Source organism: Lacticaseibacillus mingshuiensis (assembly GCF_016861785.1).
Lineage (GTDB): Bacteria > Bacillota > Bacilli > Lactobacillales > Lactobacillaceae > Lacticaseibacillus > Lacticaseibacillus mingshuiensis.
Window position 1 is genome coordinate 24,146 of record NZ_BOLS01000006.1, and the last position, 13,121, is coordinate 37,266.

General features: G+C 50.8%; 13 protein-coding genes and 1 tRNA gene. 1 reads left to right on the forward strand and 13 read right to left on the reverse strand.

From position 1 onward, the window contains the following. Window positions 1-140: 140 nt before the first annotated feature. The 5 genes from eno to JUE67_RS04880 form a co-directional block, all read right to left on the reverse strand. Window positions 141-1,445 carry a phosphopyruvate hydratase gene (gene eno, locus JUE67_RS04860; RefSeq protein ID WP_203628309.1) on the reverse strand — a complete coding sequence of 435 codons (1,305 nt, stop codon included), beginning with the start codon at window positions 1,443-1,445 and terminating at the stop codon, window positions 141-143. A 33-nt stretch (window positions 1,446-1,478) separates the two neighbouring features. Next, window positions 1,479-2,234 (reverse strand): triose-phosphate isomerase, encoded by a 756-nt coding sequence (tpiA, locus tag JUE67_RS04865; protein WP_125697039.1) that lies wholly within the window; start codon window positions 2,232-2,234, stop codon window positions 1,479-1,481. Window positions 2,235-2,260: 26 nt separating this feature from the next. After that, a complete protein-coding gene (locus JUE67_RS04870) occupies window positions 2,261-3,451 on the reverse strand; it encodes a phosphoglycerate kinase (protein ID WP_125697040.1) in 1,191 nt (396 codons plus the stop codon). Window positions 3,452-3,577: 126 nt separating this feature from the next. Beyond that, entirely contained in the window at window positions 3,578-4,600 is a 1,023-nt protein-coding gene (gene gap / locus JUE67_RS04875; RefSeq protein ID WP_125697041.1) for a type I glyceraldehyde-3-phosphate dehydrogenase, read from the reverse strand. A 37-nt stretch (window positions 4,601-4,637) separates the two neighbouring features. Continuing rightward, entirely contained in the window at window positions 4,638-5,675 is a 1,038-nt protein-coding gene (locus JUE67_RS04880) for a sugar-binding transcriptional regulator (protein ID WP_203628310.1), read from the reverse strand. A 374-nt stretch (window positions 5,676-6,049) separates the two neighbouring features. Between JUE67_RS04880 and JUE67_RS04885 the strand changes: the two genes are divergently transcribed. Continuing rightward, window positions 6,050-6,121 (forward strand) — tRNA-Arg (locus tag JUE67_RS04885). Between the two features lie 423 nt (window positions 6,122-6,544). Here the strand turns inward: JUE67_RS04885 and JUE67_RS04890 are convergent. The 8 genes from JUE67_RS04890 to JUE67_RS04925 are packed head-to-tail and all read right to left on the reverse strand — an operon-like array spanning window position 6,545 to window position 13,099. Then, window positions 6,545-7,852: a LysM peptidoglycan-binding domain-containing protein gene (locus JUE67_RS04890; RefSeq protein ID WP_203636993.1), complete on the reverse strand. Its 1,308-nt coding sequence runs from the start codon at window positions 7,850-7,852 to the stop codon at window positions 6,545-6,547. 11 nt (window positions 7,853-7,863) lie between these two features. After that, on the reverse strand, window positions 7,864-8,136 hold the full coding sequence (locus JUE67_RS04895) for a DUF6275 family protein (protein WP_203636994.1): 273 nt from the start codon (window positions 8,134-8,136) through the stop codon (window positions 7,864-7,866). A 14-nt stretch (window positions 8,137-8,150) separates the two neighbouring features. Next, window positions 8,151-8,597, reverse strand: a complete 447-nt coding sequence (locus JUE67_RS04900) for a phage holin (RefSeq protein ID WP_203636995.1) — start codon at window positions 8,595-8,597, stop codon at window positions 8,151-8,153. After that, window positions 8,590-8,880 (reverse strand): hypothetical protein, encoded by a 291-nt coding sequence (locus JUE67_RS04905; RefSeq protein ID WP_025013871.1) that lies wholly within the window; start codon window positions 8,878-8,880, stop codon window positions 8,590-8,592. Before JUE67_RS04905 ends, JUE67_RS04900 begins: the two co-directional genes overlap by 8 nt. A 55-nt stretch (window positions 8,881-8,935) precedes the next feature. Then, window positions 8,936-9,067 carry an XkdX family protein gene (locus JUE67_RS04910; RefSeq protein WP_203636996.1) on the reverse strand — a complete coding sequence of 44 codons (132 nt, stop codon included), beginning with the start codon at window positions 9,065-9,067 and terminating at the stop codon, window positions 8,936-8,938. Then, window positions 9,064-9,321 carry a hypothetical protein gene (locus JUE67_RS04915; RefSeq protein ID WP_203636997.1) on the reverse strand — a complete coding sequence of 86 codons (258 nt, stop codon included), beginning with the start codon at window positions 9,319-9,321 and terminating at the stop codon, window positions 9,064-9,066. The genes JUE67_RS04910 and JUE67_RS04915 overlap by 4 nt, the downstream gene beginning before the upstream one ends. Next, on the reverse strand, window positions 9,315-11,609 hold the full coding sequence (locus tag JUE67_RS04920; RefSeq protein WP_203636998.1) for a phage tail spike protein: 2,295 nt from the start codon (window positions 11,607-11,609) through the stop codon (window positions 9,315-9,317). The genes JUE67_RS04915 and JUE67_RS04920 overlap by 7 nt, the downstream gene beginning before the upstream one ends. Next, a complete protein-coding gene (locus JUE67_RS04925; RefSeq protein ID WP_203636999.1) occupies window positions 11,609-13,099 on the reverse strand; it encodes a distal tail protein Dit in 1,491 nt (496 codons plus the stop codon). The genes JUE67_RS04920 and JUE67_RS04925 overlap by 1 nt, the downstream gene beginning before the upstream one ends. Between the last annotated feature and the right edge of the window lie 22 nt (window positions 13,100-13,121).

The following is a 13,121-nucleotide window of genomic DNA, read 5'->3' on the forward strand; positions in this document are numbered from 1 at the left end:
ACCGGCACTCGCCTGCTTGTAGCCCGCTGGCGCATGGTTCACAGCCAGGCGGCGGAAAAAATGGCCTCACGCCACCGATTTTTCCGCAGGCACAAAAAGCGCCCCTCCACCTGGAGAGACGCTTTTCAAAAGCTAGTCGACTAGTCGATCGCCTTAACGTTGTAGAAAGACTTGCGGCCCTTGTACAAAGCAGAGGTGCCGAGTTCGTCTTCGATCCGCATGAGCTGGTTGTACTTCGCGATACGGTCGGTACGGCTCATGGAACCAGTCTTGATCTCGCCGGCGTTCGTTGCAACAACGAGGTCCGCGATGGTCGTGTCTTCGGTTTCACCGGAACGATGGGAAACAACGGCCGTGTAGCCGGCTTCCTTCGCCATTTCGATCGCTTCGAAGGTCTCGGTCAAAGTCCCGATCTGGTTCAACTTGATCAGGATGGAGTTCGCAACGCCCATATCGATCCCCTTCTTCAGGTAATCGGTGTTGGTCACGAACAGGTCATCACCGACGATCTGGACTTTGTCGCCCATCTTCGCGGTGAATTTCTGCCAGCCTTCCCAGTCGTTTTCGTCGATAGGATCTTCGACAGAAACGATCGGATACTTGTCGATGTAGGTCGCAAGCAGGTCGATGAATTCATCAGTCGTGTAGCTGGTTTCAGGATCGGACCACTTGAGGGTATACTTCTTGGTCTCTGGATCGTAGAACTCAGAGGAAGCAACGTCAAACGCGATCGCAACATCATCGCCAGGCTTGTAGCCAGCTTTGGTGATCGCCTGAACGAGGAATTCGAAAGCCTCTTCGTTATCCTTCAAGTTCGGGGCAAAACCGCCTTCGTCGCCGACGGAAGTAATGTCGCCCTTTTCCTTCAGGAGTGCCTGAAGCGCGTGGAAGGTTTCAGCGCCCATACGAATTGCTTCGCGGACAGTCTTAGCACCAACAGGCATGATCATGAATTCCTGGAAGTCGATGGTGTTGGTGGAATGTGCGCCGCCGTTGATAACGTTCATCATTGGGGTCGGGAGCACATGCGCGTTCGGGCCGCCAAGGTATTGATACAGAGGCAGACCAACTTCGGAAGCCGCAGCACGGGCTGCAGCCAGGGAAACGCCCAAGATCGCGTTCGCACCAAGCTTGCCCTTGTTCGGGGTGCCATCAAGATCGATCATGGTCTGGTCGATCAGACGCTGCTCGGTGGCATCAAGGCCGATGACCGCTTTTGCGATCACGTCATTGACGTTGGCAACGGCCTTCAAAACGCCTTTGCCGCCAAAACGGGACTTGTCGCCGTCACGCAATTCAACGGCTTCATGTTCGCCGGTGGAAGCGCCTGACGGAACGAGAGCACGACCAAAGCCGCCATCTTCCGTGTAAAGTTCAACTTCAACAGTCGGATTGCCGCGAGAATCGAGGACTTCGCGGGCAAGAACATCTGTGATAATAGACATACGAGATCTCCTTTTTGCCTTATGGGCTAATAGTTAGTCTTGATAATTTGCCAATGCGATGAAGCTTTCTGGGTCCATGGAAGCACCGCCGACGAGACCGCCATCGATGTCTTCCTTGCCCATCAGTTCCTTCACATTAGAAGGCTTAACGGAACCGCCGTAAAGAATGCGAACGGCATCCGCAGTTGCTTCGTCGTAAAGCTTGGCAACGGTCTTACGGATATGAGCAACAACTTCTTGTGCCTGATCCGCAGTCGCCGTCTTGCCGGTGCCGATCGCCCAGATCGGTTCGTAGGCGATGACGCTGACCTTGACCTGCTCCGCCGTCAAACCGGCCAGGGCAGCATCGACTTGGGAAGCCACCCAGTCGTTGGTCTGACCAGCTTCACGCTGCTCGAGGCTTTCGCCACAGCAGATGATCGGAAGCAAGCCATTTTTGAAAATTGCTTTGGCTTTCTTGTTGATATCCTGATCAGTTTCGTGGAAATAGCCGCGACGTTCGCTGTGGCCGATCACAACATAGTCAAGACCCATTTCCTTGAGTGCTTTCGGGCTGGTCTCGCCAGTGAACGCGCCTTCGTCTTCGAAGTAGCAGTTCTCAGCGGCCGTCTGAAGCGGCTGATCTTTTGCGCCTTCAACCAGGGTGAACAGATCGATCGCAGGTGCAGCGATGACGGTCTGAACCTTGGAAGAATCAGGCAGTTTGCCCTTGACCCCATCCAAAAAGGCTTGGGTCTCTTCCGGGTTCTTGTTCATTTTCCAGTTGCCGGCAATAATTGGTGTACGCATTGTAAACTCCCTTTCGCTTCTGGTAATTACTTGTCAGAGATCGCAGCGATACCTGGCAAGGTCTTGCCTTCGAGGTATTCGAGACTTGCGCCACCGCCAGTGGAGATATGCGTGATCTTTGGTGCGATGCCGAGCTGCTTTGCAGCCGCAGTGGAATCGCCGCCGCCGATGATGGTCGTTGCGTCGGTCAGATCGCCGAGTGCCTGACCAACTTCAAGCGTCCCCTTGGCATAGTTAGGCATTTCAAAGACACCCATTGGGCCGTTCCAAACGACCGTCTTGGCACCCTTCAAAGCAGCCTTGATGTCTTCAACAGACTTCGGGCCGATATCCAAGGCCATGTAGCCATCAGGAATGTCGCCTTCAACAACTTTGTGAGGCGCATCGTTGTTGAATTCAGTTGCGACCACGTTGTCGACTGGCAAAAGCAGCTTGTCGCCAGCTTCTTCCATGATCTGCTTCGCCAATTCGATCTTGTCAGCTTCAACAAGGGAGTTGCCGATCGAAAGACCCTTCGCTGCCCAGAAGGTATAGGTCATGCCGCCGCCAACGATGATCTTGTCAGCCTTAGGAACAAGGTTGCGGATCACGCCGATCTTGTCGGAAACTTTTGCACCACCAAGAATGGCGATGAATGGGCGCTTCGGGTTCTCGACCGCTTCACCCAAGAACTTGATCTCTTTTTCCATCAGGAAGCCAGCAGCTGCCTGTGGCATGTTGGAGGCAATGCCAACGTTCGAAGCATGGGCACGGTGCGCCGTCCCAAATGCATCGTTGACGTACAGGTCGCCCAAAGACGCCCAGTACTTGCCAAGTTCAGGGTCATTGCCAGATTCCTTTTTGCCGTCAAGGTCTTCGAACCGGGTGTTCTCCATGACGAGAACATCGCCGTCGTTCATCTTGGCGATCGCATCTTCAAGCTCTTTGCCGCGCGTTGCCGGAACAAAGGTGACCGGCTTCTTCAGCAATTCAGAAAGACGCTCTGCAACAGGACGCAGGGACAATTTTGCCTTGTCTTCTTCGGTCTTGATACGGCCAAGGTGAGAAAGCAAGATCGCCTTGCCACCGTTGTCGATCACGTATTGGATGGTCGGCAGGGCTGCAACGATACGGTTGTCATCACCGATGACACCATCTTTGATCGGCACGTTGAAATCAACGCGGATCAACACTTTTTTGTCTTTGACGTCAAGGTCAGACACAATCAGTTTTGCCATTGAATAAAACCCTCCTAAAATAGAAAAGCTATGTTCACAGGAGATGCCTGACATCTCCTGAAAAAAAGGCGGAGGGAGTCTCTCCCTCCGCCTTCTTGATGCGGTAATAAAGAGTGTTACTCCAGATTAGAGAGTAGCAAACTTCAGCAAGGTACGAACCATCTGGCAAGTGAAGCCATATTCGTTATCGTACCAAGCAACCGTCTTAACCAGCTGATAGTCACCCGCGGTGGTAACTTCAGTCTGGGTCGGGTCGAAGACAGAGCCGTAAGTTGTGCCGATGATATCGGAAGATACAACTTGGTCTTCGTTCCAGCCGAAGCTTTCGTTGCCGTCGGTGTGCTTCTTGATGGCTTCGTTGATCTGATCAGCAGTGACGTTCTTGGTCTTCAGGATGGAAACCAATTCGGTCAGGGAGCCGTCAACAACGGAAACACGCTGTGCGTGGCCCTGCAGCTTGCCAACAAGTTCTGGGATAACCAGACCGATAGCCTTAGCAGCACCAGTGCTGTGAGGAATCGTGTTAACAGCAGCAGAACGTGCAGCACGCAGGTTGCCACCACGAACAGGGCCGTCAAGCAGCATCTGAGTGGAGGTGTAAGCATGAACCGTCGTCATGGTACCAACTTCGATGCCGAAGTCCTTGTTCAGGAAGTAAGCCATCGGTGCCAAGCAGTTGGTCGTGCAAGAACCAGCAGAAACGATCTTGTCGTCAGCAGTCAAGGTGTCATCGTTAACATTGTAAACGATGGTCTTGATCTTGCCAGCAGGAGCAGAGATCAGAACACGCTCTGCACCGGCATCCAAGTGAGCCTGAGCCTTTTCAGCAGAGGTATAGAAGCCTGTGCATTCGAGAACATACTGAACGCCGTCGTTCTTGACCCAAGGAATGTTTTGTGCCTGAGGTTCAGCATAAACACGGTATTCCTTGCCGTTCACAACGATGCCGTTGTCGGTTGCACTAACTTCACCAGGGAAGGTGCCGTGAGTGGAATCATACTTGAGCAGGTGTGCCAGCATAGCCGGGCTCGTCAGATCGTTGATCGCAACAACTTCGATGTCAGAGCTCTTTGCGCCAAGTTCGAAGATGCGGCGGAAGGCCAAACGACCGATACGGCCGAAACCATTGATACCAATTTTAACAGTCATGCTAAAATTTCCTCCTTTAGGAAATAAGAGTTTTATTCTAACGGGTCTCCCCAGTTAAAATCGAGTTTGCAGCGCCGATGTCCGTGATCAACCACGTGTGCTTCGGCGCGTTGTGCATGTATGCCTCGATCGCTTTTGCCTTCGAACGGCCACCGGCGACGGCGAAAACATACGGTATGTGATCAAGATCCGGAATCTGAAGACCGATCCTTGGAATCTTGTAAATGACGCGTCCTTCTGCATCGAAGAATGTGCCAAACGTTTCTGAAACAGCCTGTTGTGCGGTGAGGCGGCTGATCGCTTCCGGCGCCATTGAACGGCGCTTTGCCATGACCAACGCATCCCCTATACTATGAATCACAACCTGGGCATTGTCAATCATTTGCAACACTTGCTGAACGGCTGGTTCCTTCAACAATGGTTGGTAAGATTCGGCGCTGACGTTTTCTGGAACATAGAGGACTCGGTAGCGGCTATCCGTGGCTTCAGCCATGGCCGCAGCCACAGAATTTGCCTGAATCGCCACCGCCTCACCGACCCCGCCGCGCGCTGGCACGAAGGTGAGCTCACGGCCGGCAGACACCTTGTAGGACATCTGATCGGCCATGCGCGCCATTGTCGTGCCACCCATCACCGCGATGGTCAGCTGACCCTCCGGCAACACCGTCGAAAGCGTCTGAGCAAGTGTCTTGCCCATTTCGTCGAGCACCCGGCTGCTCTGATCACAATCACCATTGACGATCATGCAGTGCGCAATGCCGAGTTGGGACGCGAGCTTTTTTTCATCTTCCTTAAAGCCCAGCAACTGGTTCATCAATTGCTGAAGTCCTTGGAAGCACTCGCGGCCTTTGCTGGTCAACACCATGCCGGATTTGGACGAGCCAAGCATCCCTTGCTTGCGAAGAAAATCGGTCTCAGTCCGCAACGCGCGTTCTGATGTCTTCATTTGTTCAGCCAGGGTGCGGCGGCCAACAGGGGCAAGCCAGTTGACAAACTGCAGGACCTGATAACGTTTGGTGATGACGTCGACTACATCCGGCGCCATCGCTTCGATCCAGGCGAAGTCAGAATGCATCAGCCAAATCCCTCTCAGTGGGTCGCTTAGCGTCCAACCGTGTCGTTCAACGACCCAGCAGTGCCAAAAAAATTAGGAAATCCAGTCACACTCATCGTCTACTGCTTTCCTTACCAACGCATTCATTATAGCAATGGATGAAAATGCCTGCAAGGTTTTTGCCTCCTCAAGCACGGGTTCCGGGAACATCTTTTCAATAGTAGAATATTGCCAACCGCGTCGCATCAGGCATTCGCACTGTAAGCCTTTTCCCCTGCTTGACCGGTTCAACCATTCGGCTCTTTTCTCAGGACAATTTCATGTTTGCGCCTGGCATTTTCTGGATGTTCGCCCTTGCTTTTTCTGAGGCCTTCCCGTATCATTATTAGGTACTTGCGCGGTTAGTGTAATGGATCGCACGTGAGATTCCGGTTCTCGAAATCAGGGTTCGACTCCCTGGCTGCGCATAATCAATAGAAAGCACGCAACTGTGCGAAAACAAAACGCCTAGAAATAGGCGTTTTTGTTTGCCCGAAAAGGAGCGAAAACAAATTCCATTGGCAGTCGACTGGCATTTTTCCCATTTTTGGCCCATTTTTTGCCGTTTGAATGCCATAAAAATGCCAATTGAAACGCTGTACCCTTTGGGCCGTGTGGGATAGCGGATTCGCAGAATTTTGATTACAGGGATTTTTTGACCTTTCAAGGGCACAAAAATAGCCCCACCCCGCAAAGGGTGAGGCCGTGAGAAACGATGCTCCATTTTAAACTGGGGCATTTTAAAAAATCATTCGATGATATGCAATGCCGTTTTGGCACATCGTATCAATATGCCAATTTGGACCGCACAAAAATAAGCCTCCCGCCATTGCTGGTAGGAGGCATTTTTGCTATCGGATATACAGGTCTTCGCCCGGATAGATCAGGCTGTAAATTGACTTGCCGTTGTTAGCAGCGAGTGTGTACATGCTAATGCCGTACTTGTTGGCAATGCTCCAGAAGCTATCACCAGAGCGGGCTGTGTAGTACGTGTGGCTTGAATAGCTTGCACCAGATACTCGGAGAACGTCTCCGGGGTAAATGACACTGCTGATGGTCTTGCCGTTGTTAGCAGCCAGCGTGTACATGCTCATGCCATACTTGTAAGCAATCGACCACCAACTGTCACCCGACTGAACCGTGTAGGTCGAGCCAGAGCTTACTGATGGCACGCTGGTCGTTGTCAGCAACTCAACATTGCTTCGGTTGATCCAACTCATGATGCCACCAAGCAATACGTTAGATCCAGATACTTGTTGCACAGTGTACGTCTTGCCCTGAACCCAGCTAGGCATTGCAACACCGTTAGCCCAACGGGTTGTGCCAAAGTTGACTTTAACGCTATCGCCAACTTTGATCTGGCTAAGCGTGGTGTTGTTAGCTTGTTGGCCTGCGTTGGTTGCTGGTGTGTTGGTTGATGGCTTGACGTAAGTTTTACCGCTGTCAGTTGTCGTGCTACCGTTGTAGCCTGAATCAGTGATGCCGGTTAGATCAACGTTGCCATCAAGACCGCCTGCCGCATGCATAGAAGTAAATTGGTAGAGCGCAATGCCGGGCATTGACGGGAATACACCATAATCTGGCAATGCCCGAATCTGATAGTCCGGATAGGCCGCGATCCACAGTGAATTGGGAAACTCCGCTAGAATGCGCTGATAGTCAACGTGTGCCAGTGTATACGGCTTGTAGCTGTAATACATTGGCGTATATCCCGCCTGCGCAATGCGCCGCATACCATATAGAATGGCATCGGTATTGGCAGCCATACTTGATGAGGCACCGTCCTCATAATCAAGAGCAACAATAGAACCTTTCGGCGTTAGAATCTTGGGAAGGAAGTAGTCAAGTGCCTGTCGACCAATATCAGCACTGCCACCGACCCCGTACCACAGATAAGTATGGGTTTTGAGTCCATTCGCCTGTGCTGCCTTGACTTGGCTTGCATACGTCCATTGATCATACAGCGTACCGCCTTGTGTACCGCCAGCCTGAATGATCGCGAACTTGTTATTCGTGCCATATTTCCCGTTGGCTCCCTGATAAACTGCCCAGTCCACACCGATATCACCCTTGGCCGCGTTTACCTGCGATGGCAGGGCAAAAGAAATAGCCGCCAAAAAGGCGACTACCAAGGTGATGAGTTTAGTTTTAAATTTCATGGTGCCCTCCTTTATTCTTTATCAATTTGGATTGCACGATTTTCAAATTTTTTGTAAGCATCAAGGTACAACTCGTGTTTATCACCATTGTACGTTATCTCGTAGTACATGCCGTCGCTGACGTTTGTACTAGCCAGTGCCTTTGAGTTCTGAAGGGCTTTGCACGACCAAACGATATACACATCATCCGGAGTGATTGAGTTTCCATCGGTATTATCCATGTGGTCATTTGTATAATCAGCAACTAAATGCTGACACGTGTTTCTAAAATCTAAATCGTTCATTTATTTTCCCCTCCTTATTGCTGTGGAGCAACAGATGATGGTGCCAGCTGAGCCTTAACTGCGTCTGCGGCTGCTTGAGCTGCGGCAGCCACTTTGTCTTGATTAGATGCTTCCTGATCAACTGTCTTTTGCGGATAGGTTTCTGCCAGGCTATCCTTCAAATCCGCATAAGCTTTCTCAACCGCGTTGGCAATTGTCTGCTCGTCTGTGCTGGTGAAGCCAAGCGACTTCAAACCATCTTTCACAGCCTGAATGGCAGCCGATTTCTTGACCGCACCGTCAATCACCTGTGTCACACCGAGTTGTTCTGCTGCTGTTACCGCAGCATTTGCCAACGGGCCTAATACCTTTACCAAAGTTAATGCCTGTTTGTTAGCCAGCAACTGTTTTGAAATCCAAGCCCCAATGATTGGGACTGCTGCTACTGCAAGTGATACTAATAGTTCTGTCCAATTATTCATCATCATTATCTCCTTTGATGCCTACATGGTCTTCCAATCTAGTAATTCTAACCGAGTGACTGCCAAGCTCTTCATCATGTGTTTTCAGATGAGTATTCAAGTCTGCCAGCGATTGTTCGTGTAGCTTGAGCTGACGATTAATCGTCTCTGAAAGTACTTGAATATCAGAACGCAATGGATCTAAGGCAATCTTTTTGAACAGCCAGCTGCCCGCGCTCACGCCCACCCCTATGATTGATATGAACTCCGCCCAGTCACCAATCGTGTATCCAAAAAATGTCACTTTCTCACTTCCTTCCACAAAAATAGCTGCTAAAAATAGCGGCTAGAAATAGCCGCTAGCTCTTGCCAGCGGCGTAGTCATTACCGGTTATCTGCTTGTACTCATCAGCCGTTATCACTACTGGTACGTATGGTGCCAGGTCAATCCCCCAGCTGTAAAACAGTACGCACTGGTCATAGTTGCTCATGACTTCGCCTCCAATTGCGCTAGACGCAAACTTAATGAGGCAATCAATTGCTGCTCAGCAGTTGGCTTTGGCGCGTATAACTCAGCTTTCTTAGCCTCATCAACCACCGGCTCGCCATCAACAAGTTTCGTTGCACCAATCACAATTCTAGACGTGTCAACATCGACAATCGTTGCGCTAGGCGCAGCATAGGCTTCGTCCGTCCAGCCATCGATATAGCCGTCGCTGTTGTAATTCAATTCTACCTTTACCATGCGAGCACCTGCCTTAATACATAAGCGTTACGGTTGTTGTCATTACCCGTGATAGACGTGCTGGTGACATACACGTATTTCGACGCTATAAGCGCCGTCTGATTAGTCAGAACCGCAGAAACACCTTTCCCCGAAAAGGCGTTAACATACGCTTTCGGAATGAAAGTAAAGTTGAAGTTGTAATCCTGGGCGGATCCGCTTGTAAAACCTGACCAGACAAGCACCCAGCCATTTAAGCAATCGGACAGCGGCATACTTGGCGTAATTGTCTGCGAGGCAATGGGGTACTGCCCCCCGCTCCAGAGGACTTTTCCGGTGTTGATCAACTGAGCTAACTGGTCATTTGTCAGCGTGACAAATTGGGAATTGTAAAGAATTGTTAGGCCGTTTCCGCTCAGGTATATCTCTCCGGTAATGTCACCATTTGCGCCTTGTGACCATGCGTAAACATTGGCGCCGTCCAGCCCAATCGTGCCTAAGCCAGCCGTTTCGCTAGTGCCATCGGCATAGGTAGTCTTAAGCCTTGGTCCCGCCCAATCCACGCTGGCTTCCTCGAGCTGAGCACTGCTTCCTGTCACATTTTTGTATGTTGTTGTAAAGATTAACCCATTCGGCGTCATTTTCCCTTGCTGAGTCCTGTAGGCGTCATCAGTGGTCGCCGTGTTGAATGTACTGCCGGTAATATTCCCGCCGTTAATGTTCCCGTTCTCATCAATGCTGAATGTGCCATTGGCATTGCCAAAGGTTGACCCAGTGATGTTCTTGCCGATAATATTCTGCGCGATCAGGCTAGACTCAATTGGCGTGTCCTGCCAAGTCGTCCCGCTCCAAGTCTTAGCAGATGCTGGAGTCGCACCATCAGCCGGTTGCAACCACACGGCGTTAGCTGGCAGATTAGTTGTGTCAGGCGCAGTAGCCGACTTGATGAAGGTTCGTGCAGTATTGGCCGTTGCTTGCGCTTTTTCGGCAACTTGAGCGGCGGTCGTTGCTGTGTCTTGAGCAGTGTTAGCTGTCGTTTGTGCACTGTCAGCTGTCGTCTGAGCAGTGCTTGCAGTAGTGGCTGCGTTAATAGCTGTTGTTTGCGCAGTGTACGCAACAGTGTTTGCCGCCTGCGCTTTACTAGCTGCATCTTCAGCAGATTTAGCAGCTTGCTTAATCTGTTCGGAGGTCTGGTCATGCTCAATTTTAAAGTCGCCTAGTGTCAGCTTGCTGCTGTTGGGCAGACTGTAGCACTTGTCAACCTCAAGCACGGTCGCCGAAAGGTACAGGTTCTGTGCTTCGTCTTCAACGCTCACGGTATCGCCCTTGCTTAGCTCAGATGGCACCCTTGCCATCGTGACGGTGTAGTTTACAGCCGGATGGTTATACTGCTTTAAGTCAGCCAGTGCAGACTGCAATAGGGTAGCTTGCGTCGTAGCTTCATAAGTCTTCACCATTTGTAGATGGCTAGATTCTGGCGTTGGATTGGTGTTACTCCGCAGGCGAGACCATGTGCGAATTGCGATAGTGTCGCGAAGCACGCCGTCGCTGCCGAGCGCAAACTGGCCTGTGCTATCTGTCCACTTATATCCCACGAGGTTAAGCGGTGCAGTCTTGCCGTCTGGCGTTGCACCATAGGCTTTAATGCTTGTGTGTAAGTCAGCTGTACTGGTCTCACTCACAATCTGGCTAATGTCAGCGCCTTGACGCAAAGTGATATTGGTGGTACTACCCAGCTTGTTCACCACATTTAGATAGCGGTGTGTAACTGCCATGCCCTCAATCGTAAATGTATAATAGAGGCTTACACCGAAGTCATTTGCGGCTTCAAGCATGCGGTCATACGACGTCTGTTCACTGCTAAACTCAAGCGTGCGTACACTGGCAGGGATTTCGTTGAGACCAATTTCCCATCCGGAATCTGCGCAGAACATAGAAAAGTATTGCGCAAAGGTCATCGGTTTAGTCGCCGCGTATTCACCAATGACTTCATTCTTTAGGTCATTGCCAGCGTCATCGGCTTGAAAGTTTATTAAGCACCCAGTGTTGTCAACTTGAGTGTCTTGGACTGTCATAAAATGACCAATGCCACGGTCGTCTTCATAAAGTATATAGTTGCCACCCTCGCCCACAACCATGGCAATAGCATCGTTCAGGTCGCCCTTGGCAAAGTAGATATTGCCGGTCAAAGCGACAGTACTTGCTGTGGTGCTTTGCGCTTCAATCTCGCCGGCTATGCGGAAACGTCCGCGTTCAGTACTTGCTATCCCCAACAAGTTATACTGGCGATCGGTAAAATAAAAGTCCATTATACGTACGCCTCCTGATAGTAAATGTCTACCCGCGGCTGGGTCGCCCAGCTGCTACCATCGACTGTAATGGTGTTAGCACCCGGCGTCAGATAGAAGTCGTCCCAATGATTGCCAATCTCTTGCAGACCCCTGTCCTCGACGCCGTTCACTAGAATCTTTTTGTTTTGTGTATCAATCGTGACCACATCGCCATTCGCAAACAAATTTGGTATGTCAGTGACTGTCGTCTCATTTTCCCATGTGAACTTAGTGTCGGTCAGCTCAATGTCAAGGTCGGCATTGTTTGAATACTTCTGTGGCCAGATTGTTGCACCAGTAATTTCCATGGCGCCCAGTTCTGCCATCGTGGTTGACCAGCGCCAGCTGTGTTTGCCGTCTACCTCACTCAACTGCCAAGTTATGGTGTTACCCCTGCGTGTTATTTTAGCCTCCAGAAATGTCTTCCAGCTGGATGGAATCACATAAGACTTAAGCGAGTTTACAGTATCGCTAAGCGTCCCGACTACGCAGTCAAAATTACGATTTGCTGACTTGTCACCAGAATCGCGCAAGATCGCGGCGATACCGCTTTGACCGTTATTTTCAAGATTAAACTCGACGCGGCCGAAGCCCCTTGTCGTTGGCTGAAAGTCAACGCGGTTAGCAAAGGTAAAGTACCCGGTTCTAATGCCATTGATATTAGCCGCAATATCCCCGTGGATAGCTGGGCCATGCCAAACATTGGCCGAGTTTGACGCCCAAGCTGGTGTAGCCACTTCTTTGCTTGACCCTTGACCAAACTTGAGGTACCCATCAAACGCATTTGGATACCTGCTGTCGCCTAACCGGTATGGATATGCAGTAACACAGCTTGTGTTAATGTTTGAGCCAGCCGGCGAACTCTTGTAGCTCCACCAAAGCGCCCGGTCAGACTTAGTGCCGTAGATTTTGTCGGGCGATTCAGCATCACCAAACTCAAGGTATCCGCCGCTTGAGCTTGCAAGGCCCAAAAATCCATTGTCGCCGTGCATCGTGGCCGTAATGACGGGGTAAGACTTATAGCTGCCAGCGTTATTAAAGCTGATAGTGTCCGTGCCAGCAGTGTTTGTGGCTGTGGTCGTAGCAATGCTATGGGCGACGCCGTCCGGGACGATAAATGACAAGCTGACGGTACCCGCACGCCATTCCTCAGCTAGCGTGGGTTGACCGTAGTAGATTGCGTTGTAGTAGACGCCAGTATCATCGCCAATAATTAGCTTTTGGGGTTCGTCCGTGTCGATCGCGGCGCCTAACTCGCGGCGTAAATTAGCCAAGTTCGCATTTGTGATAATGCCGGTCACCGTAATAGTCTTGGCGTCACGTGACATATACTGCCACAGCTGACCGTCGCTCTTCCCGACCTTGACCATGGTATTAGTGTGAGCGGTCCCTACGTTGCGCTGCACGTTCGTGACATCGAGCCATTGGCTCAACTCGACGTCGTTATAGATTAAACTTATTCCTGCCATAGTTACCCCCTAATTCTAATCC

Bases quoted from the DNA above. Each gene is read 5' to 3' on its own strand.
- eno (WP_203628309.1), bottom strand. From the start codon at position 1,445: ATGTCTATTATCACAGATGTTCTTGCCCGCGAAGTCCTCGATTCTCGC.
- JUE67_RS04915 (WP_203636997.1), bottom strand. From the start codon at position 9,321: ATGGTAAAGGTAGAATTGAATTACAACAGCGACGGCTATATCGATGGC.
- JUE67_RS04910 (WP_203636996.1), bottom strand. From the start codon at position 9,067: ATGAGCAACTATGACCAGTGCGTACTGTTTTACAGCTGGGGGATTGAC.
- tpiA (WP_125697039.1), bottom strand. From the start codon at position 2,234: ATGCGTACACCAATTATTGCCGGCAACTGGAAAATGAACAAGAACCCG.
- JUE67_RS04870 (WP_125697040.1), bottom strand. From the start codon at position 3,451: ATGGCAAAACTGATTGTGTCTGACCTTGACGTCAAAGACAAAAAAGTG.
- JUE67_RS04920 (WP_203636998.1), bottom strand. From the start codon at position 11,609: ATGGACTTTTATTTTACCGATCGCCAGTATAACTTGTTGGGGATAGCA.
- gap (WP_125697041.1), bottom strand. From the start codon at position 4,600: ATGACTGTTAAAATTGGTATCAATGGTTTCGGCCGTATCGGTCGTTTG.
- JUE67_RS04900 (WP_203636995.1), bottom strand. From the start codon at position 8,597: ATGAATAATTGGACAGAACTATTAGTATCACTTGCAGTAGCAGCAGTC.
- JUE67_RS04890 (WP_203636993.1), bottom strand. From the start codon at position 7,852: ATGAAATTTAAAACTAAACTCATCACCTTGGTAGTCGCCTTTTTGGCG.
- JUE67_RS04895 (WP_203636994.1), bottom strand. From the start codon at position 8,136: ATGAACGATTTAGATTTTAGAAACACGTGTCAGCATTTAGTTGCTGAT.
- JUE67_RS04880 (WP_203628310.1), bottom strand. From the start codon at position 5,675: ATGCATTCTGACTTCGCCTGGATCGAAGCGATGGCGCCGGATGTAGTC.
- JUE67_RS04925 (WP_203636999.1), bottom strand. From the start codon at position 13,099: ATGGCAGGAATAAGTTTAATCTATAACGACGTCGAGTTGAGCCAATGG.